This is a genomic window from Paractinoplanes lichenicola, assembly GCF_016785085.1.
GTDB lineage: Bacteria > Actinomycetota > Actinomycetes > Mycobacteriales > Micromonosporaceae > Actinoplanes > Actinoplanes lichenicola.
On the sequence record NZ_JAENHO010000001.1, the window covers coordinates 75,524 to 99,016 of the forward strand.

General features: G+C 70.3%; 27 protein-coding genes and 6 tRNA genes. 18 read left to right on the plus strand and 15 right to left on the minus strand.

The features are described 5' to 3' along the window. Positions 1 to 14 precede the first annotated feature (14 nt). Entirely contained in the window at positions 15 to 2,102 is a 2,088-nt protein-coding gene (locus tag JKJ07_RS51515; protein ID WP_202989113.1) for a glycoside hydrolase family 76 protein, read from the plus strand. On the opposite strand, the gene JKJ07_RS00355 is transcribed toward JKJ07_RS51515, so the two are convergent. Continuing rightward, positions 2,092 to 3,018: an eIF2B alpha/beta/delta subunit family protein gene (locus JKJ07_RS00355; protein ID WP_202989114.1), complete on the minus strand. Its 927-nt coding sequence runs from the start codon at positions 3,016 to 3,018 to the stop codon at positions 2,092 to 2,094. The genes JKJ07_RS51515 and JKJ07_RS00355 overlap by 11 nt on opposite strands. Before the next feature lie 161 nt (positions 3,019 to 3,179). On the opposite strand from JKJ07_RS00355, the gene JKJ07_RS00360 reads away from it, so the two are divergent. From JKJ07_RS00360 to JKJ07_RS00375, 4 genes are read left to right on the plus strand one after another with little or no spacing between them, the layout of a single operon-like run. Then, entirely contained in the window at positions 3,180 to 3,476 is a 297-nt protein-coding gene (locus JKJ07_RS00360) for a putative quinol monooxygenase (RefSeq protein ID WP_202989115.1), read from the plus strand. Continuing rightward, the gene (locus tag JKJ07_RS00365; protein ID WP_202989116.1) at positions 3,476 to 4,420 is read left to right on the plus strand and encodes an alpha/beta hydrolase fold domain-containing protein; all 945 of its coding nucleotides are present in this window, start codon (positions 3,476 to 3,478) and stop codon (positions 4,418 to 4,420) included. The genes JKJ07_RS00360 and JKJ07_RS00365 overlap by 1 nt, the downstream gene beginning before the upstream one ends. Before the next feature lie 34 nt (positions 4,421 to 4,454). After that, positions 4,455 to 4,940: a BON domain-containing protein gene (locus tag JKJ07_RS00370; RefSeq protein WP_202989117.1), complete on the plus strand. Its 486-nt coding sequence runs from the start codon at positions 4,455 to 4,457 to the stop codon at positions 4,938 to 4,940. Further along, positions 4,937 to 5,374: a hypothetical protein gene (locus tag JKJ07_RS00375; RefSeq protein ID WP_202989118.1), complete on the plus strand. Its 438-nt coding sequence runs from the start codon at positions 4,937 to 4,939 to the stop codon at positions 5,372 to 5,374. Before JKJ07_RS00370 ends, JKJ07_RS00375 begins: the two co-directional genes overlap by 4 nt. A 54-nt stretch (positions 5,375 to 5,428) precedes the next feature. Here the strand turns inward: JKJ07_RS00375 and JKJ07_RS00380 are convergent, their stop codons facing one another. Further along, positions 5,429 to 5,743, minus strand: a complete 315-nt coding sequence (locus tag JKJ07_RS00380; protein ID WP_202989119.1) for a hypothetical protein — start codon at positions 5,741 to 5,743, stop codon at positions 5,429 to 5,431. A 354-nt stretch (positions 5,744 to 6,097) separates the two neighbouring features. Here JKJ07_RS00380 and JKJ07_RS00385 point away from each other — a divergent pair, with 354 nt between their 5' ends. Continuing rightward, complete coding sequence (locus tag JKJ07_RS00385) at positions 6,098 to 6,574, plus strand: hypothetical protein (protein WP_202989120.1); 477 nt, start codon at positions 6,098 to 6,100, stop codon at positions 6,572 to 6,574. 101 nt (positions 6,575 to 6,675) lie between these two features. After that, positions 6,676 to 7,524, plus strand: coding sequence for a carbon-nitrogen hydrolase family protein (locus JKJ07_RS00390; protein WP_202989121.1), 849 nt, complete (start codon positions 6,676 to 6,678; stop codon positions 7,522 to 7,524). Positions 7,525 to 7,530: 6 nt separating this feature from the next. On the opposite strand, the gene JKJ07_RS00395 is transcribed toward JKJ07_RS00390, so the two are convergent. From JKJ07_RS00395 to JKJ07_RS00405, 3 genes are read right to left on the minus strand one after another with little or no spacing between them, the layout of a single operon-like run. Continuing rightward, on the minus strand, positions 7,531 to 9,801 hold the full coding sequence (locus tag JKJ07_RS00395; RefSeq protein ID WP_236028142.1) for a putative bifunctional diguanylate cyclase/phosphodiesterase: 2,271 nt from the start codon (positions 9,799 to 9,801) through the stop codon (positions 7,531 to 7,533). Beyond that, positions 9,801 to 11,327 (minus strand): hypothetical protein, encoded by a 1,527-nt coding sequence (locus JKJ07_RS00400; RefSeq protein ID WP_202989123.1) that lies wholly within the window; start codon positions 11,325 to 11,327, stop codon positions 9,801 to 9,803. Before JKJ07_RS00400 ends, JKJ07_RS00395 begins: the two co-directional genes overlap by 1 nt. Positions 11,328 to 11,379: 52 nt before the next feature. After that, complete coding sequence (locus JKJ07_RS00405) at positions 11,380 to 12,039, minus strand: hypothetical protein (RefSeq protein WP_202989124.1); 660 nt, start codon at positions 12,037 to 12,039, stop codon at positions 11,380 to 11,382. A 78-nt stretch (positions 12,040 to 12,117) separates the two neighbouring features. Between JKJ07_RS00405 and JKJ07_RS00410 the strand changes: the two genes are divergently transcribed. The 5 genes from JKJ07_RS00410 to JKJ07_RS00430 are packed head-to-tail and all read left to right on the plus strand — an operon-like array spanning position 12,118 to position 16,920. Continuing rightward, the gene (locus tag JKJ07_RS00410) at positions 12,118 to 13,071 is read left to right on the plus strand and encodes a hypothetical protein (RefSeq protein ID WP_202989125.1); all 954 of its coding nucleotides are present in this window, start codon (positions 12,118 to 12,120) and stop codon (positions 13,069 to 13,071) included. 3 nt (positions 13,072 to 13,074) lie between these two features. After that, positions 13,075 to 14,079, plus strand: coding sequence for a proline racemase family protein (locus JKJ07_RS00415; protein ID WP_202989126.1), 1,005 nt, complete (start codon positions 13,075 to 13,077; stop codon positions 14,077 to 14,079). A gap of 45 nt (positions 14,080 to 14,124) precedes the next feature. After that, complete coding sequence (locus tag JKJ07_RS00420) at positions 14,125 to 15,264, plus strand: aromatic ring-hydroxylating oxygenase subunit alpha (protein WP_202989127.1); 1,140 nt, start codon at positions 14,125 to 14,127, stop codon at positions 15,262 to 15,264. A 43-nt stretch (positions 15,265 to 15,307) separates the two neighbouring features. Then, positions 15,308 to 16,240, plus strand: a complete 933-nt coding sequence (locus JKJ07_RS00425) for an RNA polymerase subunit sigma-70 (protein WP_236028144.1) — start codon at positions 15,308 to 15,310, stop codon at positions 16,238 to 16,240. Positions 16,241 to 16,266: 26 nt separating this feature from the next. Then, positions 16,267 to 16,920: an SDR family NAD(P)-dependent oxidoreductase gene (locus JKJ07_RS00430; RefSeq protein ID WP_202989128.1), complete on the plus strand. Its 654-nt coding sequence runs from the start codon at positions 16,267 to 16,269 to the stop codon at positions 16,918 to 16,920. On the opposite strand, the gene JKJ07_RS00435 is transcribed toward JKJ07_RS00430, so the two are convergent. After that, a complete protein-coding gene (locus JKJ07_RS00435) occupies positions 16,900 to 17,427 on the minus strand; it encodes a dihydrofolate reductase family protein (RefSeq protein ID WP_202989129.1) in 528 nt (175 codons plus the stop codon). The genes JKJ07_RS00430 and JKJ07_RS00435 overlap by 21 nt on opposite strands. A 77-nt stretch (positions 17,428 to 17,504) precedes the next feature. On the opposite strand from JKJ07_RS00435, the gene JKJ07_RS00440 reads away from it, so the two are divergent. The 5 genes from JKJ07_RS00440 (at position 17,505) to JKJ07_RS00460 (ending at position 20,652) form a co-directional block, all read left to right on the plus strand. Then, a complete protein-coding gene (locus JKJ07_RS00440) occupies positions 17,505 to 18,419 on the plus strand; it encodes an RNA polymerase subunit sigma-70 (RefSeq protein WP_202989130.1) in 915 nt (304 codons plus the stop codon). A 269-nt stretch (positions 18,420 to 18,688) separates the two neighbouring features. Beyond that, the gene (locus tag JKJ07_RS50910) at positions 18,689 to 19,102 is read left to right on the plus strand and encodes a DUF6334 family protein (RefSeq protein ID WP_307834072.1); all 414 of its coding nucleotides are present in this window, start codon (positions 18,689 to 18,691) and stop codon (positions 19,100 to 19,102) included. Positions 19,103 to 19,113: 11 nt separating this feature from the next. Next, positions 19,114 to 19,584: an HAD domain-containing protein gene (locus JKJ07_RS00450; RefSeq protein WP_202989132.1), complete on the plus strand. Its 471-nt coding sequence runs from the start codon at positions 19,114 to 19,116 to the stop codon at positions 19,582 to 19,584. A 4-nt stretch (positions 19,585 to 19,588) separates the two neighbouring features. Then, positions 19,589 to 20,239: a hypothetical protein gene (locus tag JKJ07_RS00455; protein ID WP_202989133.1), complete on the plus strand. Its 651-nt coding sequence runs from the start codon at positions 19,589 to 19,591 to the stop codon at positions 20,237 to 20,239. 29 nt (positions 20,240 to 20,268) lie between these two features. After that, positions 20,269 to 20,652: a DUF1801 domain-containing protein gene (locus JKJ07_RS00460; protein ID WP_202989134.1), complete on the plus strand. Its 384-nt coding sequence runs from the start codon at positions 20,269 to 20,271 to the stop codon at positions 20,650 to 20,652. An 8-nt stretch (positions 20,653 to 20,660) separates the two neighbouring features. Here JKJ07_RS00460 and JKJ07_RS00465 read toward each other — a convergent pair whose 3' ends face one another. Genes JKJ07_RS00465 through JKJ07_RS00475 form a run of 3 tightly spaced genes read right to left on the minus strand, consistent with a single transcriptional unit; the run spans position 20,661 to position 22,011 of the window. Beyond that, the gene (locus JKJ07_RS00465) at positions 20,661 to 21,026 is read right to left on the minus strand and encodes a hypothetical protein (RefSeq protein ID WP_202989135.1); all 366 of its coding nucleotides are present in this window, start codon (positions 21,024 to 21,026) and stop codon (positions 20,661 to 20,663) included. A 24-nt stretch (positions 21,027 to 21,050) separates the two neighbouring features. Further along, positions 21,051 to 21,623, minus strand: coding sequence for a hypothetical protein (locus tag JKJ07_RS00470; RefSeq protein WP_202989136.1), 573 nt, complete (start codon positions 21,621 to 21,623; stop codon positions 21,051 to 21,053). A gap of 10 nt (positions 21,624 to 21,633) precedes the next feature. After that, complete coding sequence (locus tag JKJ07_RS00475) at positions 21,634 to 22,011, minus strand: hypothetical protein (RefSeq protein WP_202989137.1); 378 nt, start codon at positions 22,009 to 22,011, stop codon at positions 21,634 to 21,636. A gap of 158 nt (positions 22,012 to 22,169) precedes the next feature. Between JKJ07_RS00475 and JKJ07_RS00480 the strand changes: the two genes are divergently transcribed. Beyond that, complete coding sequence (locus JKJ07_RS00480; protein WP_202989138.1) at positions 22,170 to 22,754, plus strand: dihydrofolate reductase family protein; 585 nt, start codon at positions 22,170 to 22,172, stop codon at positions 22,752 to 22,754. Between the two features lie 11 nt (positions 22,755 to 22,765). On the opposite strand, the gene JKJ07_RS00485 is transcribed toward JKJ07_RS00480, so the two are convergent. From JKJ07_RS00485 to JKJ07_RS00510, 6 genes are all read right to left on the minus strand, one after another. Further along, positions 22,766 to 22,839, minus strand: a tRNA-Ile gene (locus tag JKJ07_RS00485). A gap of 1 nt (position 22,840) precedes the next feature. Continuing rightward, positions 22,841 to 22,932: transfer RNA gene (locus JKJ07_RS00490), tRNA-Ser, on the minus strand. A 5-nt stretch (positions 22,933 to 22,937) separates the two neighbouring features. Continuing rightward, positions 22,938 to 23,009, minus strand: a tRNA-Asp gene (locus tag JKJ07_RS00495). 4 nt (positions 23,010 to 23,013) lie between these two features. Continuing rightward, positions 23,014 to 23,087 (minus strand) — tRNA-Gln (locus tag JKJ07_RS00500). A gap of 123 nt (positions 23,088 to 23,210) precedes the next feature. Then, positions 23,211 to 23,283 (minus strand) — tRNA-Leu (locus tag JKJ07_RS00505). A gap of 10 nt (positions 23,284 to 23,293) precedes the next feature. Beyond that, a tRNA-Arg gene (locus tag JKJ07_RS00510) sits at positions 23,294 to 23,366 on the minus strand. Positions 23,367 to 23,493: the final 127 nt, after the last annotated feature.

A 23,493-nucleotide genomic window follows, 5' to 3' on the forward strand; every position in this document is an offset into this window, starting at 1 on the left:
TCAATATGTAGGTCGTGAAGCGCGTACTCGTCGTCGTTGTCACGTTTCTCGCCGTCCTCCTCAGCGGCACGCCCGCTCTGGCCCGGCCCGTCGATCCCGCCCCCGTCGCCGCCGCGGCCGTCTGCTCGGTCAACTGCGACCAGCTCGACCCGTCGAAGGCCGAGCAGGACACGTTCCCGGTGCCCGGCAAGACCCAGAACGGCCGCCGGATCGCGCTGCACCTCTCCGAGGCCGACGCCATGGCCTGGGGCAGCATCGACAACGGCGGGGCCGGCGACTCGGTGTGGGTCGATCGCAGCTTCGACGGCGGCGCCACCTGGGAGGGCCTGCTCGGCAAGGCGACGGTGCCGGGCACGTGGACCGGCACGCGCACGCTCATGTACAACCTGGCCGACCCGGTATTCCACCGGCGCGGCCTGATCCGGGCCTGCGGCGACGCGTCCGGGGTGCAGTGTACTGACTGGGTGCGTACGGCGGCCTGTGACGTGGTGTGCGACGGCGCCACCACGCCGGTCGGCGACTACCAGCCGGTTGCGCCGACGACGTTGAGCGGCCGCACGATCGCGCTGCACATGGATACGCGCGGCATGGCCTGGGCCACCATCACGGGCGGGGCGACGGGCGACGAGGTGTGGCTCGACCGCTCATGGGACGCCGGCGCATCCTGGCCCGGCGGCTCCTCCCTGGGCCGCGTCACCGGCACCCGCACCGCGCTGTTCGCCACCCGAGACCCCAAGAGCCTCCTGTACGGCGGAGCCCTGCGCGCCTGCGGCCGGGCGGTCACGGGCAACAACGGCAGCTGTACGGCGTGGGCCCGCCCCTCCGACAACCGGGCCGCGGCGGCCGTCGACGCGCTCATGTATTCGTACCGGCCCGACACCGCGTGGTGGCCGTCGAGCTGGTGGAACTCGGCCGACTCGATCGCCACCGTGATGGCGTGGATGAAGCGGACCGGCCGCACCGACTACCTGTGGGCCGTCGACCGCACCTTCACCGTCAACCGGGTCGCCTTCCCGGCCGGGGTGAAGAGCAGCGACCCGATCGAGGGCCACTTCATCAGCCGGGCCGTCGACGACGCGGGCTGGTGGGGACTGGCCTGGCTGCAGGCGTACGACCTGACCGGCGAGCGCAGATACCTGGACGAGGCGGTGACGATCGCCAACTACGTCGCCTCGTTCTGGGACACGTCGACCTGCGGCGGCGGCGTGTGGTGGGACCGGGAGCGTACATACAAGAACGCGGTGACGATCGGCCTCTACATCCGGCTGTCGGCCGCCCTGCACAATCGCCTGCCCGGCGACACGACCTGGCTCAACCGGGCCACCACGGGCTGGAACTGGTTCCTGGGCAGCGGCATGGTCAACGCGTCCAACCTGGTCAACGACGGCCTGCTCAGCTCGTGCGCCAGCAACCGGGACACGGTCTGGACCTACAACCAGGGCCTGGCCATCGGCGGCGCGGTCGAGCTCTATCGCGCCACCGGCAACACCACGGTGCTGGCTCGCGCCCGCACCCTGGCCGACGCGGCGCTGAACGGCCCCCTCACCGTCAACGGCATCCTGACCGAGGCCTGCGAGCCCCCCTGCGACGACAACGGCAAACAGTTCAAGGGCATCTTCATGCGCTACCTGATGGAGCTGGCCGACGTCACGGGCCAGGCCTCCTATCGCGCGTACGCCCGCACCCAGGCCGACCGCATCTGGACCGCCGACCGCGACTCCTTGAACCGGCTGGGCCACCGCTGGACCGGCGCCACCCCGAACCCCCAGGACTGGCGCACCCAGACCTCGGCCCTGGGCGCCCTGCTCGCCGCCACCGACCCGCCGGCCTCCACCCCACCGGCCACGCCGCCGCCGTCCCCCACACCATCGCCTACGCCGTCCCCGACCCCTTCTCCCACGCCGTCCCCCACGCCTTCTCCCACGCCGACAACGTCCCCGTCGCCGTCGCCCACTATCAATGCGTGGGCGGCGGGTGTCTCCTACCAGGCGGGTGAGGTAGTGACGCACCTCGGCCTGACCTACTCCTGCCGGCAGGCCCACACGTCGCAGACAGGATGGGAGCCGCCGGCCACCCCGGCCCTGTGGACAATCAGGGCGTGAGGCTGCTCCGGTAGGCGGCCAGCATGCCCGCCGGGGCGACCAGGCCGGCCTCGGTCAGGTACGAGGTGATCAGCTCGGCCGGGGTGGGCTCGAAGAACTGGTTCGACACGTCGACCCGGCCGCTGTCGGCCAGCTCCCACCCGGCGCTGAGCTCGGAGCCGGGCCGCAGCTCCATCCGCACCTCGGCCGGGTCGCCGTCGACGACCTTGGCCAGCTCGGTCACGCCGTAGAACGGGACGCCGTGGTAGCGGCAGGCCAGAGCGAGCGGCATCGTGCCGGTCTTGTTGACCAGGGTGCCGTCGGCGAAGACCGCGTCGGCGCCCACGAGCGCGACGTCCGACCGGCTCGCGGCGACCGCCATCGCGGCGTCGGAGAACAGCGTCACCGGTACGCCGGACTCCGCGATGCCCTCGACCAGCCGGCGCGACTCGCGGTACGGCCGGGACTCGGTCACGTTGATCGACACGTCGGGGATGACGCCGACGACGCGCCGTAGGACGCTGCGCAGCGAGCCCGAGTTGGAGTGGCAGAGCACCCGGGCGCCCGGCTTGACGACGTCGGTGATGCCGTCGGCCAGGGCCTCGACCGCCTTCTCGGAGCGGGCCACGAAGCCCCGCATGGCCGACGCCACCGCGCGGGCCGAGCCGTCGGTGGCGTCGGCAGTGGCGAGCGCGAGGATCACGGCATTGCGTACGGTGGCCATCGTCGGCTTGGTGCGGTTGGCCCAGGCGCACACGGCGGCCAGCTCGGCCCGGACGACCTGCGGCCCGGCGTCGCGCAGCGGTTCGACGGTGAGCTCGATGATGCGCGCGACCGTGCGGCCGAACAGGCTCCCGCCGGCCACCGTGTTGTCGGCCACCGCCCGGGTCAGTTCCTCGAGCTCGGTCATGGTCTGCCCTTCGTGGACACCGGTCATGGACGAAACATTATGAGTCCGCGCCCGGCGGCCGTCGGCAACCCACCCGCGCTGTTCCACCACGCCAGGATTGTGCAAGTCAGGGCGACGATTGCCAAAGCATCTGCCCAGCTCAGCGCGAAATACTAGCCGTACCGCGAAAGAGTGAATGGGAGAATCAGATGCACGGCTTTCACGCCACGATGACTGCTCGAACCGGCCTCGGCGACGAGGTGGTCGCGCTGCTGCTCGACGCGCCGTCGCTCGCCAACCCCGACTGCGTCGTCTTCCTGGTCGCCCGCTCGGCCGCGAACCCCGACGTCGTCTCGGTCACGGAGGGCTGGACCAGCGCCGGCACCCACGCCGCGTTCTTCGGCTCCGCCCCCGCGCAGGCCCTGGTGGCCAAGCTGCAGTCACTCCTGGACGGCGACTCCACCTACACCGACGAGGTCCCCGTCGGCGGCAAGGCGGCGTTCTGATGCCCCTCGACCCCGAGCTCCGCACGCTGCTCGCCACCATGCCCCCGGCCCCGCCGCTCACCGCGGAAACCCTCGACCAGATCCGCCCGTACGCGGCCCCGCCGTTCACCCCCGGCGACGCGATCACGCAGCGCGAGGTCACCATCCCCGGCACCGGGATCCCGCTGACGGTCCTGAGCCCCGCGAGCGTCCTCCCCGCCGACGCGCCGTGCGTCTACTGGATCCACGGCGGCGGCATGGTGATGGGCAACCGCTACTCGCAGATCGACATCCCCCTCGAATGGCTGGCCGAGCTCGGCGTCGTTGTCGTGTCGGTCGACTACCGCCTGGCCCCCGAGGCGCAGGGCAGCACCCCGGTCGAGGACTGCTACGCCGGCCTGGTCTGGATTCTCGAAGAGCTGGGCGCCGACCCGTCCCGCGTGGTCGTGGCCGGCGCCAGCGCGGGTGGTGGGCTGGCCGCCGGGGTGACCCTGCTGGCGCGCGACCGTGGCCTGCCGTCGCTCGCCGGTCAGATCCTCATCGGCCCGATGCTCGACCACCGCAACCGCGCCACCACGAGCGAACCCGGCACGTGGACCCGCGAGGCCAACGAGTTCGCCTGGCGCAGCCTGCTCGGCGATCGGAACGACATTTCCCCGTACGTCTCCCCCGCGCTCGCCGACGACCTGTCCGGGCTGCCCCCGGCGTACATCGACGCGGGTTCGGCCGAGCTCTTCCGGGACGAGGACGTGGCGTACGGAAACCGGATCTGGGCCTGCGGCGGCCAGGCCGAGGTGCACGTCTGGTCGGGCGGCTTCCACGGCTTCGACGCGCTCTTCCCCGGCGCGGCCCTGTCGGCGGCGGCGCGAATCACCCGTACGGGCTGGCTGTCCCGGCTTTTGAGTCGGAACCGTCATATGTCCGGAGCATCGTCGCCACGTCGCGGGACGAAGCTTCCACGCTGACAAAAGAACCTGCGTGCGGCGAGGAGCGGCACAGATGACCATGTGGCCGATGCCCGACTTCGGCAGCCTCGGCGGGCCGGACGACGCCGACGCGCGCCTCAGGACCGAGGTTTCGCAGCGGCTGCGGGCCGACGAACGTACGAGGGAAACGGTTTTCGACGTCGAGGTCCAGGCCGGGGTGGTGATGCTCGCCGGCTGGACGGACCGGGCCGGCGTGCGTCAGGCGGCCGCCGAGGTCGCGCACGGCGTCCCGGGAGCGCGGGACGTCGCGAACGGCATCGTGGCCACCGGCGACGACCCCGACCCGTTTCTCGAGCTCGTCCGCTTCCTCGAGCTCGTCCGCGATGTGCCGCAGGGCAGACCCTCCCGTACGCCGGGCTTGGCAGTGGCTCTCGCCACCGGCGCACTGCTGATCCCGTTCGTTGTCACGTCGCGCTGGGTCGGCGCGGCGGTGCTGGGAGCGGCCGGCGTCCTCCTGACCGACCAGGTCTGGCGACGCCGGCCGCGGCCCGCCCGATGACCCGCCTGGTGCTCACCATGGTGAGCCGCGCGCTCCGGGTCGAGGGCCGCACCCGCGAAGAACGCCTGGCCGAACTGCGGGCCGAGATGACCGCGGACCCCGGCGACATCGACACGCTCGTCATCCGCCACCTCGACTGGGCCATCCTGTGGGGCGTCATACTCATCCTCGTCTCGGCCGTCACGCTGCCCCCGCTGCCCGTCATCAACCTGCTGGCCGACCGCTCGTTCACCATCGCGGCCGACGTGGCTTTCCTGCTCATCTTCACGGCGCTGTATCTGAGCTGCGTGCAATTCGCGAAGGCCCTCTTCGCCGCATACGTCATCCGCGACCGCTGGAACCCCCGCAACCGCCTCGCCCGCGCCGCGATGCTCGCCTGGCCCCCGGACCTCATCGTGGCCGTCGGCCTGGCCGCGGTGTCGGTCTGGCACTGAGGCGCCCGCCGGGCCCGCCACCAGACGTCATGGGTGCCGCGGGTCCGCCCCGGATCACCGAGACCCTATTCCGAGCGCCTGGTCCACGTTCCACGAGACGAGCGGTTCCTTGGTGCCGTCAGTGTGCACAATCACCAGCTGGCATCGCCTCGGCCCACTGAGGTTAGAGACCGCGAAGGAAATCTGAGTACCCCAGTCTCTCTTTTCCAGAGCTACGCCGGCCTGCACGCCGGTGCGCGGATCGCTGGCGTCGAAGCGTTCTGCGGTCAGGTCAGGGCCGCCGAGACCTGGCCCGTCCTGCGAGTTCGGCAGCGGATCGACCTCGGGGATCTCCTCGACGACGGTGTCCGCCCGGCGACCTTTGCCCATGATCTCTTCGCGGCGACGATCCAGTTCGCAATCGCTACGCCGCCTTCTCTCGATCCTTCGCGCCTCTGCGGCACGTTCGTAAGAGGTGGACCAACCCGGGCGGGATTTGTGAAGAGTCGCTGATCAGGACGGCCTGGGCGAAGGTATGAGCAGAGTTGGACAGGCATCCCGAAGCGGAGGAAGAGCAACGGGCCGGCGGAGGCCAGGCGCGGCTCGACGTCGGTCGTTTCGGCGACCCCGTTCGGGATCCGTCAACGCGGCAGTAATGTCCGGCATTTGCGTCAATGGAGTTCGTTGTCATCGCGAAACTACCTTGTGGTCGTCGAAGAATCCGCGACCTCAGGGAGTTTCCGAATGCGTACCAAATTGGCTGTGGCCGCGGCCGCGGCGGTCGTGACAGCAGGGGCCGTGGCCACGCCGGCTCAGGCGTCGACCGCCCGCTACTACAACAGCGACGAGACGGTCCAGATCGTCCAGAACCTCCTCAACGGGGCCACCGTCGGGTCGGTCACCTGCGGCATCACGGCAGTGGTGAACAAGATGAGGAAGTTCAAGGGCAAAGCCGGCCTGGCGTCGATCGCCGCCTACTCGGGTGAGATCAGCGCGAAGACGGCGGGCACCGCCGCCACCTGCAAGCTGGCGAAGCAGTTGGCCCTGGCCGCCGCGTGGACGGCCGCGCTGGGCCAGGACGGGGCACCGGTCTACATCGAGGACAACACCCACACGGCCGACTGCGGCATCGTCAGCAAGAAGATCACCTTCAGCTACCGCATCGGCCCGTCGCAGGAGAGCACCCAGCCCTTCTCGGGAAGCGTCAAGGTGCCCTGCTGACCGAGGGAGGCGTCAAGGTGCCCTGCTGACCGAGGGCTGACCGGCCGGAGTGGACCACCCTGCGCGGCGCTGGCGACCAGCCGAGTCGATACGCTGCCGGGGTGGCCGCGACGAGAAGTCTTCGGATCGGTGTCGCGCAGACCGAGATCACCACGGATCCCGCGGCGAACGGCGAGGCGATCCGGGCCGCGATGCGCCAGGCCGCCCAGCAGGGGGCACGCCTCGTTCATTTCAGCGAGGGGGCGCTCTCCGGCTATGTCGGGCCGGCGAAGGCGTACTACGCCGGGTGGAACATCGATTGGGCGCCGGTCACCGAGGAGCTGCGGGCCACCATGGCCTTGGCCGCGGAGCTCGGTGTCTGGGTGGTCGTGGGTGGCAATCATCGGCTGTCGGGGGAGCATCGGCCGCACAACTCGCTGTGGGTGATCAACGATCGGGGTGAGGTGGCCGACCGGTACGACAAGCGGTGGGTGTCGTACAGCGAGATCACCGGCTTCTACACGCCCGGCGACCACGCCTGCACCTTCGAGGTGGACGGTTTCCGGTTCGGCTGCCTGATCTGCATCGAGGTCAACTTCCCCGAATTGTGGATGGAACAGCGGGCCCTCGGCGTGGACTGCGTGCTGTTCTCGACGTACTCCGAGGACCCGATCTTTGAGGTCCTCGCCCGCGGGCACGCCGCCGCGAACGGGTTCTGGGTCAGCATCGCGGTGCCCACCTCATGCGCGCCGGCCGGCTCGTCGGCAGTGATCGGCCCGCACGGGTACGTCCTGCGCCAAGCCCGCACGGACGGCTCCGAGGTGATCTGCGTCGACCTCGACCGCGCCGAACCCGCGCTCGACGTCGCGTTGAACAAGGCCCGCCCGTGGCGAGAAACCGCCCGCGCCGGTCACATCTATGCCGCCAAGCGGGTCACCGACCCGCGAAGCGCCGACCGCACCCGCATCTGAGCCCCGCTAGGTCAGGGCCGCGAATTGCTGCTTGACCAGGGCTCGCGCCTCGTCCGGGGGAAGGGGGCGGTGGAAGAAGAAGCCTTGACCGATCACGCAGCCCATGTCGATCAGGGCCGTAGCCTGGTCGGCAGTCTCGATGCCCTCGGCCACGACGTTCATCTTGAAGGCCTCGCCCAGGTGCACCACGGCCTCGCAGACCGAGCGCGCCTCCGGGTCGTCGGCGATGCCGGTGACGAACGAGCGGTCGATCTTCAGCATGGTCACCGGGAGGCGGCGCAGGTAGCTCAGGGCCGAATAGCCGGTGCCGAAGTCGTCGACCGCCAGCTGGATGCCCAGGTCGCGCAGCGCCTGCAGGCGGCTGATGGTGAGCGGGTCGGGCTGCAGGATGACGCTCTCGGTGATCTCCAGCGTGAGCCGGTCGGGCGGGAAACCGGTCTCGGTCAGGATGGCCTCGACGGTGGTCACCAGGTCGGCCTGCGCGACCTGTTTCGGCGACAGGTTCACCGCCAGCCGCAGCGGGCCGGCCCCCGGGATTCCCGTACGCCACCCGGCCGCCTCCCGGCACGCCGCGCGCAGCACCCAGGCCCCCAGCGGCACGACCGCCCCGGTCTCCTCGGCGAGCTCGATGAACTCGCCGGGGCCGAGCAGACCCCGTACGGGATGGTTCCAGCGCACCAGGGCCTCGACCGCACGCAGCTCGCCGGTGGCCAACGCGACCGCGGGCTGGAAGTAGACGACCAGCTCGTCCTGGGCCACCGCACGGCGCAGCTCGGACTCGCGCGCCTTGGTGTCCATCACGTCGGAGTAGTACTCGAACCGGCCCCGCCCGGCGCGCTTGGCGGCGTACAGGGCCGTGTCCGCCTGCTGCAACAGGGTCTCGCCGGACGCGTCCGGGTCGTCGCGGATCGCCACGCCGATGCTGGCCTCGACCATCAGCACGTGCTCGCCGAAGATCACCGGTTGGCGTAGCTCCTCGAGGAGCCGGGCGGCGATCGAACCCGCGGCCTCCCGGTCCGGCAGGCTCTGCAGCAGGACGGCGAACTCGTCGCCGCCGAGCCGCCCGGCCAGGTCGCCGTCGCGGATCACGCGGCGCATGGCGTCGGCCGCGGCGACCAGCACGGCGTCGCCCGCCTCGTGCCCGAAGGTGTCGTTGATGGGCTTGAACCGGTCGAGGTCGATGAGCAGGACCGCGCTGTGCCGCCCGGGCCGCACGGGCTGACCGGCCAGCATGTCCAGGCGCTCGGTGACCAGGATGCGGTTGGCCAGGCCGGTGAGCCCGTCGGTGACCGCCATCTCGCGGTTGTCCCGCAGGGCGTGCGACTGGCGGGCCATCACCAGCAGGGTGAGCACGGCCGAGCCGAGGATCATGCCGCCGTACGGGTTGATCGGCAGGTGGGACGACTGCACGGCGAGCAGGACGTACGCGGCGACGCTGGCGGCGTACGGGAGCAGGAAGACCGCGTTGCGATCGCGCCGCCTCGGCCGGGGATGACGCGGGCGGCGGTATTGCTGATCGGCCGCCAGCACCAGCAGGAAGCAGCCGGCCAGCCACAGCAGGTCCGGCCAGGAGCCGCCGGTGAACCCGCCGTTCAACTGGATCCAGCTGTACGACACGTCGGCGGTCACGGTCAGGGCGATGGCCCCGGCCAGCAGCCGGATCGGGGCCGGCACCTCGGGCTGGTGCCGGCGCAGCATGGCGGTCGACACGGCCAGCACGAGCAGGAGGTCACCGATCGGCAGGGCCGCCGTGAAGGTGCGCTGCAGCGGGGTCAGTCCGGGCGCGTTGAGGATCGGGCCGAGCAGCAGATACCAGATCGCGATGAACCCGCCCGCGCCGACAATCAGCGCGTCCAGGGCCAGCTTCTGCCGGTCGCGGCGGCGCCGATGCTGGCCGGGCAGCATGAGCAGACCGGCGAACATGAACGGGGAGAACAGCAGGAAGCAGTAGTCGGCGGTGGAGGGGTAGGCCGTGGTGAGCAGGATGTGGGACTGCACGGCCCAGGCGCAGTGCGCGGCCAGCTGGCAGACGAACGCGATGGTGATCACTCGCCAGGCCCGCCGGGTCCGCGGTTCCTGCCGCTTCGAGACCGCGACCCGTACGGCCAGCACGGTGAACGCGAGCGCCAGGGGCACGTAGGTGACGTCCGTGACCAGCGTACGGAATTCCGGGCTGCCCCATTCCGCGAAGTAGCCGACCTGCTGGAAGAGCAGCAGGGCGGCGCAGACGAGCACACACGCGGCGCTCGCCCGGCCGGTCCGGAACCAGGTCACCATCAACGTAGTCCGCGCCGCCGCATCACTGTGACGACGGCCGTCCCGATGAGAATGAGGACGATTCCGCTGACGGTGATGGTCGCGGCGATGGTGCCGGTGATGGGGAGCGCGGGCGGCCGTCCGGTCCCGGCCAGCTTGATCGGGGCTTGGTTGTTGGCGAGGTCCCGGTCGACGTTGACCCCGTCGTCGTACAGGTAGAACTGCACGGAGCCTTCCTCGTCGCGCGCGGCCGGTGCGCTGCGTACGGTGAAAGTGAAGAGCAGGCGCTGCCCGGGGCGGAGCGCGGCCGGCCGCAGGGCGCAGGAATACTCGGGCGGACCTTCATCGGGAGCGGCGGAGGCCGGCGGGCCATAGTCCTCGGCCAGCGACTTGCAGCGCTCATCCGCGGTGACGACGGACATCGGTGCGGGCAGAGTCACGTACGCGTTGCCCAGGTTGTTCGGGAACGGCGGGTAGCGCAGGGTGCCCGGGCCCTGGTTGACGACGCCGACGGAGATCGTGTGCTCGCCGGCCGTGCCGGGGACGGTGGCGCCGATCGCCACCACGTCGGTGCGGCGACCGGAGACGGTCACCGTCGTGGTGGAGCCGTTGTCGTCGTGGTCGAGGTCGGCCTGGGGCACGCCGGCCGCCGACAGGGCCACCTCCTCGAGCGTGAGGTCGGGTCCGGTGCCGGCCCGGTCGCCGGGCAGCGGGCCCTCGTCACCCAGCCAGTCCTCCCACTCGGCGGCAGTCATCCACTGCACGCTCACGGAGACTCGGCTGGCCGCCGCCGCATCGCCGGGCAGTCGCAACGTCAAAGGCGAAGAGAGCCCGTACGTGGCCCCCGCCGTCAGCGTCGTGGTGAAAGTGCACGCGATGGCGAAGCCGTACGTGCAGTTGCCGAAGTTCGTGTCGGTCAGGGCCCCCTCGGCGGCGCTGATCACGGCGGTCAGGCCGTTGACCGCGGCCGGGCCGGTGTTGCGCACCTGGGGTCGCAGTGCCGCCGAGCCGCCGGGCGCCACCGTCAACGGCTCGTCGTCGACCGCGGTCAGGTTGACGGCTTCGCCGATGCGGACTGTGGAGGTCTCGGTGGTCGCGGGCTGGTCGTCGACCTTCGTCGCGATCGACAACGTGCCCGTGTCGCCGGCCGCGGCGCCCGGCTTCGAGGTGAAGCTCAGCGAGACCGCGCCGAAGGTGACGAAGCCGTACGTGCCGTCGTCCGGCGGGCGCTCGAAGACGCGATGCGGACCCGGCAGCACACACCGCAGGACGGGACCGGTCGAGCACTCCGCGGCCGTCACCGCGGCCACATTCAGGCCGGACGTGTCGATCGTAAGCGTGACGCTGTCGGCCCAGCCCGCCTCGTCGGCGAACAACAGCGGGGCGAGGCTCTCCTCGACGACCTTGCCACCGGCCGGCAGCGTGAGGTTCCGCAGGTGGACGCCGCCTTCGACGCCGGCCGGGGCCGCCTGCACCGGCGCCGGGAGCAGGCAGGACGCCGCCATGAAGAGCATCGCCAGGGCGGCGAGGCGGCGTGACCGGGTCATGCCCCATGCCTACCAAAAGCTGCAAAGGCCTACATACCGTACGGGGTTATCTCTACGCCGGTTCGGGCGCCGGGGGCTGGGTCTTGTAGGCCATCACGAGCCCGGCGACGAACAGTCCGACATTCAGCTGCCACAGCTGGGCGGGGTTTTCGCGACCGTCGGCGGTCAGCACCGTGCCGAGGACGAACGCCGCCCCGAGCAGACCCGCCGCCCACGTCGCGTAGAACCGCCGGCTGCGCGGACGGGGAGCCGGGGCTTCCGACGTGCTCACCCCGGGATTGGCGGCCACCCATTCCAGCGCGACCGTCACGGGCACGCGGGGGATGCGCACCTCGCCGGTGTGCGAGCGATCCGGAGTCTGGTCGGGCAGGCCGCGGCCACGCATCAGCGACAGGACCGCGAGGGCGGCCAGGGAGACCAGCAGCGGGTGGTATCCGCCCCCGGGCAGGTCGACGAAGCCGGCCACCGCCCAGTCGACCAGGACGACGACGATCGGCAGCGGCGTCCACGGCGCGTACCGCAGCCACCGGCGGACGTCCTTGGCGCGGGCCGGATCCATCGGGAGGCGGAGCGAGGGCCGGCGCCGGAAGCCCCAGCGGCCCACCGGCGCATCGACCCATTCCGGGTCGGCGGCCCCGGTGGTGACGGCCAGCGGCGGGATGACCAGGCCGGGCGCCAGCGCGGCCGGGATGACCAGATCAGTGCGTTCCATGACCACCCCATGGTAGTAGCAGGCGGCACTTCAGTTTCTGCTTATATAAGCTCGCGCCGAACCTGGCATGATGGCCCCGTGATCGACTGGGCGGAGTTGCGGCACGCGTACGGCTCGGCGGAGGACGTCCCCGAGCACCTGGCCGCCCTGCGGTCGCAGGACGAGGACGAACGGCGCGAGGCGTTCGGCGAGCTCTACGCGAGCATCACCCACCAGGGCAACCGCTACTCGGCGACCGCGGCAGCCGTCCCGCCCCTGCTCGAACTGATCGCCGACCCCAAGACCCAGGACCGCGATCTCCTGCTGCACTTGCTCGGCCTGATCGCGGTCGGCGACGACGCGGCCTGGCTGCCCGGCCCCGTCGACCGGGCCCGGCTCGACCCCGACGAGGCGAAGGCCTACGACGCGGTCGGCGCGGGCCTGCCGGTGCTGTACGCGCTGACCACCGACCCGGAGCTGGCCGACTCGGCGGCGTACGTGATCGGCTGGTATCCGGGCCGCCCCGAGTCGGTGCCCGTGCTGGCCGCGGTGGACAGCCCGACCGCGGTCGTCGCGCTGGGGCTGCTCGGCGAGCGGCCGCCGACTGACGAACGGCCCCTGATGCGCTGGGCCGGGGCGGTCGCCCGGCGCGACCCTGGCGAGCTGCTGCCCTGGGCGTCGAGCGACCACGACATCGAGCCCACCATTCCCTATCTGCGAGGCGACATCGCGGGCCTGGCGCTGCTGTCCCTGACCGGCGAGCCCGCCCTGGACGCCGCCCTGGCCCGCCTGCGGCACGTCAGCGCCGAGCCCGCCCTGACGACGATCGGGGTCGCCCTGCGGGAGGTCTTCCCGCACGGCTCGATCCCCACCGGCACCCCGTACGGCGACCTCACCGAACCGCAGCAACGAGTCGTACGGGCCCTGGCCGAGACGCCGGAGGCCTGGCTCTACGACGGCGCCGAATACGTGAACGTCAGCCTGCTCGTCTCGGACTACGGGCTTCCGCACGGCCGCGCCCGCCTGACCGCCTACGCCGCCCGAAGGAGCTAGGTTGTGACACACCCCGAGGTCCGTACGGTCGATTACCACACCGGTGGGGAGCCGTTTCGTCTTGTGGTGCGGCCGCCGTTCCCGATCGAGGGCGCGACCGTGGCCGAGCGCCGGATGTTCGCGATCGGCGACCCGCGGGTCGACGGGCTGCGCCGGATGCTCTGCCTCGAGCCGCGCGGGCACGCCGACATGTACGGCGGGTTCCTGACCCCGCCCGACGACGACGGCGCGCTGCTCGGGGTGCTGTTCTGGCACAAGGACGGCTTCTCGACCGCCTGCGGCCACGGCACCATCGCGCTCGGCGCCTGGGCCGTCGAGTCCGGGCTGGTGCCGCCCGACCCGTCCGGCGTGACCCAGGTCGTCATCGACGTGCCGTCCGGTCGCGTACGGGCTCGGGTCCACCAGGATGGCGTCGACTTCGTCAGCGTGCCCAGCTATCCGATCGCCCGCGGCGTCGCCGTGCCGACCTCCCGTGGCGAGGTCACGGCCGACATCGCGTACGGGGGTGCGATCTATGCCCACGTGCCGGCGGCGGCGGTCGGGCTGACCGTGGAGCCGGCCGCGATCGACCAGCTGATCGCGATCGGCCGCGAGATCAAGTGGGCGCTCGACGACAGCGCGCTGGCCCGCCACCCCGACGACGACCGGCTGAGCGGCATCTATGGCACGATCCTGTACGACGACCTGGGGCAGGACGCCGACGGCAACCCGCACCAGCGCAACGTCACGATCTTCGCCGACGGGGAGGTCGACCGCTCGCCGTGCGGGTCGGGCACGGCGTCGCGGGTGGCCTTGCTCAGCGCCACCGGGCAGCTGCGCGACAACCAGCAACTCGTCCACGACTCGATCGTCGGCTCCCGCTTCCACGCCCGCGTCGAGCAGCACGTGACCGTGGCCGGCCGCGACGCGGTGATTCCGGTGGTCACGGGCACGGCCCACAAGACGGGCGAGCACCTGTTCGTGGTCGACCCGGCCGACCCTCTTTTCCCAGGATTCGTGCTCCGCTGACCATTGTCTTGCTGCCCCCGTACGTCGCATTTAGCGTCCGGGGGCATGACGGTGAGCGAGCGGGACGTGAAGGAGATCGGGTCCGGGTACGACCCCGACCCGGCGCTGTCGATGTCGTTGCGCGCGGCGGCCTACACCGAGCCGAAATGGCACGACCTGGATGTGCGGGCGGTTCTCGGGCGTACGTGGCAATGGGTTTGTCACGTCGAGAAGCTGCGCGCGCCCGGCAGTTATGTGGCCGCGACGGTGGCGGGAATGCCGGTCGCGGTGGTGCGGGACCGGGCGGGCGAACTGCGCGCGTTCTACAACGTCTGCAAGCATCGGGCGCACGAATTGCTCTCCGGCGCGGGCGTGACCGGCACGATCGTCTGCCCCTATCACGCCTGGGTCTACGACCTGGACGGCTCGCTGCGCAACGCCAGGCACACCGCGAGCATGCCGGGTTTCGACCGGGCGGCGATCTGCCTCGACCGGATCGGCGTCGAGGAGTTCGGCGGATTCGTCTACGTCAATCTCGATCCCGTGGCCGAGCCTTTACGTGAGCAGGCACCTGATCTGGCCGAGGACATCGCGCGTTGGGCTCCCGACGTGGCCGGGCTGACGTTCGCGAAACGGCTCACGTACGACATCGGGTCGAACTGGAAGAACGTCGTCGACAATTTCCTGGAGTGCTACCACTGCCACATCGCGCACCGTGAGTTCGTGGCCCTGGTCGACATGGACACCTACGAGGTGCGCACCCACGGCATCTGGTCGAGTCATTTCGCCGAGGCCGGAAAGAGCGACACCTCCCCGTACGACGTGTCGGGCGCATCGGTGACTCAGCACGCGGTGTGGTGGCTGTGGCCGAACACGTGCCTGCTGCGCTACCCGGGGCGCGGCAATTTCATGGTGCTGCAGATCCTGCCCGACGGCCCCGGCCGTACGAAGGAGACCTGGGATTTCTTCTTCGAGACGGACGAGCTGGAACCGGCCGAGATCGAGGCCGTGCGCTACATCGACGACGTGCTGCAACAGCAGGACATCGCCATTGTGGAGAGCGTGCAACGGGGCATGACCACGCCCGCCTTCGAGCAGGGGCGGATCGTGTACGACCAGGGTTCCGGCCTGTCCGAGCACGGCGTGCACCACTTCCACGGGCTGGTGCTGCGGGCGTACGAGGAATTTGTGCTCAGCACCCGGTGAGTCCGGGGCGCGGCGGGGATCCGTACGGGAAGGAGGTGTGGTTTTGACTCTGGAAGTGACGGGGCCGCTGCGGCGGGAATTGCTGGCGCACTGCTATCGGATGCTCGGCTCGGCGGCCGACGCGGAGGATGCGGCGCAGGAGACTTTGCTGCGGGCGTGGCGGGGATTCGACCGGTTCGAGGGGCGCTCGTCGGTGCGGACCTGGCTGCATCAGATCGCCACGAATGTGTGCCTGCGAGCGCTGGAGAAGCGGGTGCTGCCGGCCGCTCTGGGTGCGCCCGAGACGCATTGGGAACGGCCGGCGCGGGCGGCCGATCCGGAGACCCGCTGGCTCGGCCCGCTGCCGATCGACCCGGCCGAGGCGGCCGCGAACCGGCAGCAGGTGCGGCTGGCTTTCGTCGCCGCGCTGCAGCATTTACCGGCCCGGCAACGCGCGGTTCTGCTGCTGCGCGACGTGGCCGACCTGCCCGCCGACGACGTCGGAAAAGCGCTGGGAATGACGACGATCGCGGTCAACGGCGCTTTGCTGCGGGCCCGCAAACGCATCGCCCGGGAGGCGCCCGATCCGGCCGGGATGAGCGAGCCGGACAGCGCCGTGATGCGCGCACAATTGCAGCGCTACGTCGAGGCGTTCGAGCACGCCGACGTCGGCGCGCTGCAGAATGTGCTGCGCGAGGACGTCACCCTGGAAATGCCGCCGCACGCCACGTGGTTCGCCGGCCGCGACCCGGTGCTGGGTTTCCTGGGCACTCACGTTCTGCGGTCACCGGGTCTGTTCACTGTCCGGCCCGTGTTTCCGCCGGCCAATGGCCAACCCACCCTGGCCCTGTACGCCCATGGCCGGGCCCACGCCTTGCAGGTGCTCGACTTCGCCGCCGGCAGGGTGCGGCACATTCATATTTTCCTGCAGCCCTCGCTGTTCCCGCTTTTCAGGCAGCCGGTGATTCTCCACGCGGTGCCGGATCTCCCTAGCTGAACGCACACGCTATGGAGGTTGCAGAAATGTCCATTCAGTCTGTGGTGGTGGTCGGTGGCACCCGAGGCCTCGGGCTCGCTGTCGCGCAGGCCTTCCGCTCGTCCGGGGCCCGCGTGGTGACCGTGGCCCGCGGCGCGTCCGACGTCACCGGTGACGCGACCGACGAGACCCTGGCCGACAAGGTCCTCACCGAGCACCGCCCCGACCTGCTCGTGATCACGGCCGGGGCGGTGCCGCCGATGCATCCGCTCACCGAGCACACGTGGGAGTCGTTCTCGGCGAACTGGCATTCCGACGTACGGATCGCCTACACCTGGCTGCGTTCGGCGCTGCGCGTGCCCCTGCGGCCCGGCTCGCGCGTCGTCGTGTTCGGCAGCGCGGCCGAGCTGCACGGTTCCCCGCTGAGCGGCGGCTACGCCGGGGCCAAGGCCACCGTCCGCCTGATCACCCGCTACGCGGCGGCCGAGGGCGCGAACCTGGGCCTCACGATGACAACCGTCCTCCCCGTGATCACCCCCGGCACCACGATCGGCGACACCGCGATTTCCTCGTACGGCCCGCGACCCGGCCCGACCCCGTCGGCGCTCGCCGCATCGGTCGTCTCGCTTGTCGCCGGAGACTTCATTACCGACGCCTACGTGGCCGACCCCGAGGGCCGGCTACAGCCGCTGGTCCGCTGATTCGCGGCGCAACACAGTCAGCACCGCCGCACCGACCAGCTCGGTTGCGGTGAACCGGTAGTCGCCGATCGGCAGCCGGTCACCGCCGCCGGCCACGGCGGGAAAGGTCAGCAGGCGATACTCGTCGACCAGCCCCGCCGTGGCCAGCGCCCGCACGAGGCTCGTGCTGCCGATCACGACCACGTCCCGCTCCTCCTCGGCGGCCCAGACGAGCGGGTCGCCCTCGATGGCGGCCGAGTTCTCCCAGGCCGTCGCGTCGATGCCCGTACGGGTGGCCACGCGCTTCGGCACGGAGTTCATCACTTTCGCGTAGTCGCTGTCGCGGCCCGGCCACAGCCGCGAGAACTGCTCCCACGTACGCCGCCCGTACAGCTGAACGCCTTTGGTCATCCGCTCGCCGAGCCGGAACTTGTCGTCGGTGACCGGCCCGTACTTGAACGCCCAGTCCTGCGGGCCGGAGACGACGCCGTCGAGCGTGACGAACTGGATGACGATGATGTCGCCCATGGTGGGCTCCCCTCTGATCGTTGACACCCCCACATACCGGCGCCCGGCCCGGAACTCATCGGCATAGGCTCGCGACCATGGACGCGTGGGACGAGCTCTACCGGGCCGACGTGCTCGCCCTCTGCTACCGCATGCTCGGGTCCTTCGAGGAGGCCGAGGATTTGACGCAGGAGACGTTCCTGCGGGCCTGGCGGGCGCACGACCGCTACGACCCGGCCCGCGCTTCGGTGCGCACGTGGCTGCACCGCATCGCGACCAACGCCTGCCTGACTTTCCTCGAGGGCCGCAGCCGGCGCGCCCTGCCCAGCGGCCTCGGCGCCGCCGGCGACGACCCTTACGCGCCGCTGACACCTCGCCCGGACATCCCGTGGTTGCAGCCGTTCCCTGACGATCCGGCGGCCACCGTCGAGCAGCGCGCCGGTCTCCGCCTGGCCTTCGTCGCCGCCCTGCAACTGCTGCCCGCCCGCCAGCGGGCCGCCCTGGTGCTGCGCGAGGTTCTGCAGCTGCCCGCGGCCGAGGTGGCTTCCGTGCTCGACACCAGCGTTGCCTCGGTCAACAGCAGCCTGCAACGGGCCCGAGCCACCCTGCACTCCTCGGGCCTCGCCCTCGACGACCTGCGCGAGCCCGAGTCGCCCGATGATCGAGCCGTCATCGAGCGTTACGTGAAAGCCTTCGAGGCGGCCGACGTTCCCGCCCTGACCCGCCTGCTGGCCGAGGACGTCGTGCTGGAGATGCCGCCGGTCGCGCTGTGGCTGTCCGGCCGAGACCACTACCGTACGTTCCTCTCGCGGGTCTTCGCCCTGCGTGGCACCGGCTGGCGGATGCGCCCGGTGGCTGCCAACGGCACTACGGCGTTGGCGGCCTACGTTCCCCAGGCGCATTCACTACAGGTATTCACGGTGTCGGACGGCCTGATCCGCCGCTGCGCGACCTTCGCCGACCCGTCACTCTTCCCCCGGTTCGGCCTGCCCGACTCTCAGAAGAACAACTGATTCTCGGTCTGGCCGCAGCTCCACACCTGAAGCCTCGTCCCGTTCCGGATGCCCCAGTCCGGTACCGCCCGGGCGCCAATTCTGGCCCGGTCCGCCGTTGCAGGTCCACTACGTATTTCTTCCCCCGTGATCGATTGCTGCAGCGCAGAATTGGCGTGGACCGCAAGCTGACAAGCCCTGCCAACTCGCCACCGGTCGAATCAACGACGGTGGGAGTACCTTTTCTAGTGGCACAGAAAAGGGCTCATCAGGGGTGCCACAATGCCCGAGTGGTCCATGATCCAACTCCCGCGGCGCTGACCGCTCTGGCCGAAGTCGTATACGTGACTCTGCCCGACGACCCGGCCTGGCTCCTGGCAGTCCAATTCGGGTTCGCCGAGGGATGCCTCCAGATCGAAGTCGACCCGGGCACCGACACGATCGAGGTCTCCTTCGATCCGTCACGCCCGCCGCCGCTTCGCCACTGGGGTTCGGCCGTCATGCCACGGCAGATGAACCAGCACTATGGCGGCCTGGTGGGTCAGGACGCTTCCTGGTGGTGGATACTCCGCAACCAGCAGCAGTACGAGGACGCCTTCCAGATCGAACTCAGCACCTCGGCGTCGATGACGACAACACTGCAATACCTCGCCATGGCCTCACGCCTCTACCTCCGCCACGTCAAAGAAGCACCGATGCCGTAGTTTCGACCGTGATGGCCGCCCCACTTATTTTCGTGGATGTCGATGGCACGCTGATCCCCTTCAAGGCCAGACACCTGCAAGGCGTACCGGCCGAGTTGGGCAATCCGTTGCTCGAGCGACTCGACCCGCAGGACGGGCCGAGGCTGCTGGCGCTGGGCGGTCACCTCGTCTGGGCCACCACGTGGATGGCGGACGCCAACGAAACCCTCGCGCCCCGCCTGGGCCTGCCTCCCCTGCCGGTCGTCGAATGGCCGGACGAGGACGGCGACGGCCGCCTGCACTGGAAGACGGTGTTCCTGACCAGGTACGCGGCCGGCCGCCCGTTCGTCTGGCTCGACGACGAGATCACGGCCGCCGACCGGCGCTGGGTCGCCGACCATTACCCAAGCCCGGCGCTGCTGCACAGGGTGGAACCGTCGGCCGGGCTGACCGAGGCCGACTGCACCGCCGTGAGCCGCTGGATCGGGGCACTGCCAGACTGACACCGTGGACATTCAGGTAGTTGAAGGCGACCTCGTCGAGGTGCCGACGGCCGACGTCACGGGCATGGACCGGCGAGCGTTCGGCGAGTTCGTGGGGCCGCAAGGCGAACTGGCCTCGTACGCGTTCGGCTGGACCACCGGTGCGGACTCGCACGTGGCCCGGTTGTCGGTCGGGATCGGCGCCGGCAATCCTGGCGGGGGCACGTTCCACGCCGTCATCTTCGTCAACGACGACGGTCACGCGTTCTCGCTGGTCGACGAGCCGTTCGAGCGGGTGCCGGAGGGCGGGCCCGACCTCACCGCCGACCAGGCTCGTGCCCACGAGGACCTGCCGTTCGTCTGGTGGGTCACCGACCACGTCATGGAGCACGACCGGCGGGCCTGGTGGATGCGGCACTGGCTGCTGGGCACCACTTGCATCCAGACCCACCAGGTCTTCGAGCATGACGAGCCCGTGCTCCTGGTCAGCCACGACGCCGACGACGGGGTCTGGCAGCTGGTCGGCCCCTCGGACGCGGACGCCGCCACCGGCAAGCTCGGCCACCTGCACCACGCCGTCGACGAGGACCCCACGCTCATCGACGTCCTCGACCTGCCCCCGGGCCGGAGCGCCACCCGAACCGCCCTCGGAAAGCCCTGGACCGGCCGCCTCTGAGCGCCTTCGCTGTCGTAGTCTTGCACCTCATGGGGACCCCCGCGCAGGACGTCGAGCAGTATCTGGCCGACCTCGAGCACCCGCTCAAGGAGGGCGTGCTGCTGCTCAGGGCCGCGATCCTGGCGTCCGATCTGCCCATCACCGAACACATCAAGTGGAACGCTCCGAGCTTTCGTTACGAGGGCGAGGACAGGGTCACGTTCCGGCTCCAGCCTCGCGGAAAGCTCCAGCTGATATTCCACCGCGGCGCCAAGGTGCGTACGGACACGGCCGTCTTCGCCTTCGGGGACCCTTCCGGGCTGATGACGTGGCCGGCGCCCGATCGCGCCGTCATCGACTTCCCGGATCTCGCCGCCGTCACCACCCACAGGGAGCAGGTCAGCGCGCTGGTCGACCGCTGGGTGCAGACCTGACGCGGCTCCTACTCCCCGAGCCAGGACAGACCGGCAGCCGGCACCCGCGTCACGGCAGCCTCGCGGACCTGCCACGTCTCGGCGCCCTCACGTCCCTCCGCGGTCACCATGAACAGACCTCTCGGCCAGTCCAGGTCCTCGTCGACCGGCGTCATCCGGGCCAGTTCCTCGACGATGCCGTAGAGCCACGAGACCTCGCCCTGCCTGATGTCACCGCCGTAGAAGAGGTACAGCGTCCAGTTGAAGGGGGCCCGCGGGAACGCCCACCCACCCGCGTACAGGTCGTGCGGATGGCTCGTGATGATGCGCTCGGCCTCGTCGCGCTGCTCCCAGTCGATCTCGAGCCAGCCCCGCACCGACGCGTACATCCCCATGACCGGGCATCGTATTGGCTGCCGTCATCGCCGCGGCTGGAACCACAGGTAGTTAGGCAGATCGACCCGGCTCAGGCCGAGACCGTCGAGGGCGTCGCGGGTGGATTGCTCGGCGGGCAGGCATCGGAACAGGTAGGTCTTCAGCGGCCACGCGGTCAGCAGCCACGTGTTGACCGCCGCGACGACGGTGTCGGGCAGGCCGGTGTGCTGCCGATCCTGCCGGAGCCAGAACGTGACCATCGCGGCCGGGGCCGGGAACCGGGCCACGGTCGGCGCGTCGGCGCCCGTACGGCGGAGGTAGTCGTGCAGCGGGTTCAGGTAGAGGCAGCCCCACGACTCGTCGCGAGCCGGACTCAGCAGGACGAACGCGAACGACCGGCGGGCCTCGTGATCGGCTTGATGGGCGGCCACCTGCTGCCGGTCGTCGTCCAGAGTGAACCCGTCGACCGGCCATCGCCCGTTGCTGTGCACCCTGATCACGTCGGGACTGGCCATGTAGGCCGCGTAGTCCAGCTCGGCGGTCTCCGCGGTCAGCGGCGTGGCGACGAACGCCTCATGGATCAGTTCGGCGGGAATCGTCGCGTCAGCATCGAACATGGCCGACACACTATTCGCCGGCCACCAACCCCAGGCCCTCGCCGGCCACGGAATCCACGGCGCCGTTCCACCACCAGGCGTTGCCGTTGACGTAGAGGCACGGCGCCCGCGCGGTGATGTCGTCCCGGATCAGCGTCAGCTCCACGCCGGGCATGAGCAGCCGCACGGCCCGGTCGTCGGACATCGGCAGATCCCACCCGAACCGCCCGTCCCGGTCGGCGCCCGGGTCGCGAACCGGGTCCCCGGCAATCCCGGCCACCCGCCGCCGGATGGAGACGCCGTCCAGTTCCCCCGTACGCCGCCGGACCGCCCCCAGAAACACGTCCAGATTAGCCCGAGCGAGCTCCTCACTGGCCCCCTCAACCGGCTCAGTCCCCGGATTGATCATGCCCGGACGCTACGGACCCCCGGCACCGCCCGATGCCGCTCGATCCGCGATCACCCGTCCGAGTCCCCCATCGGTGCGGGCCTGGCGTGCTAACGTCCGTGCGACTGCTTGCAGAACGCAATCACTCGGAGGGCACAGTGCCGGATACGACCTGTCATATGTCGATCTCGTTGGACGGTTTTGTTGCCGGGCCGGAGCAGAGCCGGGACAACCCCCTGGGCGTACGGGGGCGGGAGCTGCACGGCTGGCACATCGGCGATCCGCGGGCGACCGAGGCCGACAAGCGGGCGGCCGAGTGGCTGATGCGGCCGCGGGGTGCGTACGTGATGGGGCGGAACATGTTCGGGCCGGTTCGGGGGGCCTGGGACGAGGAGTGGAGCGGCTGGTGGGGTGCCGAGCCGCCGTATCACGCGCCGGTGTTCGTGTTGACTCACCATGACCACGAGCCGATCCCGATGGAGGGTGGGACGACCTTCCACTTCGTCACGGGCGGGTTCGACGCGGCCTACGCGGCGGCGCTCGAGGCGGCCGGCGACAAGGGGGTGGACATCGCGGGCGGAGCCTCGACCGTACGGCAGGCTCTGAACGCCGGCGTGATCGACGAGCTCACCCTGGACATCGCGCCGGTGCTGCTGGGGTCGGGGGAGCGCATGTTCGACGGGGTCGAGTCGTTCGGGTTCGAGCCGGTCGAGGTGCTGCACTCGCCGCTGACCACGCACATCCGCTATCGCAAGGTGGGCTGAGGGCCGGACAGTGTCGCCGGGTGGGCTCGAACCACCGGCCTCCGCCTTATCAGGGCGGCGCTCCAACCTGCTGAGCTACGGCGACGTGGCGGAGAGCGAGGGATTCGAACCCCCGGCGAGGTCTCCCCCGCTACGGCTCAGCAAGCCGCCGCCTTCAACCGGACTCGGCCAGCTCTCCACGCGCGCCCCGTGCCGGGATCGAACCGGCGGCCTCCCGCTCGACAGGCGGGCGCTCTCCCATTGAGCTGACAGGGCCGAGCTGCGGGCGGAGGATTCGAACCTCTAACCTTCCGGTTCAGAGCCGGACGTGCTGCCAGATTGCACCAGCCCGCATCGCAAACAAACTAGAAAGAGACTCGAACCTCCGCTCTTGAAGTGGGGTCTGGGGTGTCCCCAGGCAGATTCAGTAGAGCCGGACGTGCTGCCAGATTGCACCAGCCCGCATGGGTAATGCCGTGCCGCGAGCGGGATTCGAACCCGCACTGAGCCGCGTTTGAGACGGCTGCCTCTGCCTTTGGGCTACCGCGGCATCGAAACCGCGTCCTCGGAGAGATTCGAACTCCCGGCCCTCGGATCCGTAATCCGATGCTCTATCCGCTGAGCTACGAGGACAAAAAGGGGACAAAAAGCCGCCGTCCCAAGCGGGCGGCGGCGTGAGCTGCTGGTGAGAGCTAGCTACGCCACCGGCGCCGGCCGGAGCGACTGATGCGGCGCCGGGCAGCCTGACCGCGCGACACCT

What these genes read in the sequence shown, in the direction of transcription:
- JKJ07_RS00375 (WP_202989118.1), top strand. Translation starts at nt 4,937, where the DNA reads ATGACCCGCCTGGTGCTCACCATGGTGAGCCGCGCGCTCCGGGTCGAG.
- JKJ07_RS00400 (WP_202989123.1), bottom strand. Translation starts at nt 11,327, where the DNA reads ATGACCCGGTCACGCCGCCTCGCCGCCCTGGCGATGCTCTTCATGGCG.
- JKJ07_RS00365 (WP_202989116.1), top strand. Translation starts at nt 3,476, where the DNA reads ATGCCCCTCGACCCCGAGCTCCGCACGCTGCTCGCCACCATGCCCCCG.
- JKJ07_RS00435 (WP_202989129.1), bottom strand. Translation starts at nt 17,427, where the DNA reads ATGGGCGACATCATCGTCATCCAGTTCGTCACGCTCGACGGCGTCGTC.
- JKJ07_RS00420 (WP_202989127.1), top strand. Translation starts at nt 14,125, where the DNA reads ATGACGGTGAGCGAGCGGGACGTGAAGGAGATCGGGTCCGGGTACGAC.
- JKJ07_RS00370 (WP_202989117.1), top strand. Translation starts at nt 4,455, where the DNA reads ATGACCATGTGGCCGATGCCCGACTTCGGCAGCCTCGGCGGGCCGGAC.
- JKJ07_RS00355 (WP_202989114.1), bottom strand. Translation starts at nt 3,018, where the DNA reads ATGACCGGTGTCCACGAAGGGCAGACCATGACCGAGCTCGAGGAACTG.
- JKJ07_RS00360 (WP_202989115.1), top strand. Translation starts at nt 3,180, where the DNA reads ATGCACGGCTTTCACGCCACGATGACTGCTCGAACCGGCCTCGGCGAC.
- JKJ07_RS00465 (WP_202989135.1), bottom strand. Translation starts at nt 21,026, where the DNA reads ATGGGGATGTACGCGTCGGTGCGGGGCTGGCTCGAGATCGACTGGGAG.
- JKJ07_RS00470 (WP_202989136.1), bottom strand. Translation starts at nt 21,623, where the DNA reads ATGTTCGATGCTGACGCGACGATTCCCGCCGAACTGATCCATGAGGCG.
- JKJ07_RS00430 (WP_202989128.1), top strand. Translation starts at nt 16,267, where the DNA reads ATGTCCATTCAGTCTGTGGTGGTGGTCGGTGGCACCCGAGGCCTCGGG.
- JKJ07_RS00395 (WP_236028142.1), bottom strand. Translation starts at nt 9,801, where the DNA reads ATGGTGACCTGGTTCCGGACCGGCCGGGCGAGCGCCGCGTGTGTGCTC.
- JKJ07_RS00475 (WP_202989137.1), bottom strand. Translation starts at nt 22,011, where the DNA reads ATGATCAATCCGGGGACTGAGCCGGTTGAGGGGGCCAGTGAGGAGCTC.
- JKJ07_RS00405 (WP_202989124.1), bottom strand. Translation starts at nt 12,039, where the DNA reads ATGGAACGCACTGATCTGGTCATCCCGGCCGCGCTGGCGCCCGGCCTG.
- JKJ07_RS00450 (WP_202989132.1), top strand. Translation starts at nt 19,114, where the DNA reads ATGGCCGCCCCACTTATTTTCGTGGATGTCGATGGCACGCTGATCCCC.
- JKJ07_RS00480 (WP_202989138.1), top strand. Translation starts at nt 22,170, where the DNA reads ATGTCGATCTCGTTGGACGGTTTTGTTGCCGGGCCGGAGCAGAGCCGG.
- JKJ07_RS00460 (WP_202989134.1), top strand. Translation starts at nt 20,269, where the DNA reads ATGGGGACCCCCGCGCAGGACGTCGAGCAGTATCTGGCCGACCTCGAG.
- JKJ07_RS00385 (WP_202989120.1), top strand. Translation starts at nt 6,098, where the DNA reads ATGCGTACCAAATTGGCTGTGGCCGCGGCCGCGGCGGTCGTGACAGCA.
- JKJ07_RS00440 (WP_202989130.1), top strand. Translation starts at nt 17,505, where the DNA reads ATGGACGCGTGGGACGAGCTCTACCGGGCCGACGTGCTCGCCCTCTGC.
- JKJ07_RS00380 (WP_202989119.1), bottom strand. Translation starts at nt 5,743, where the DNA reads ATGGGCAAAGGTCGCCGGGCGGACACCGTCGTCGAGGAGATCCCCGAG.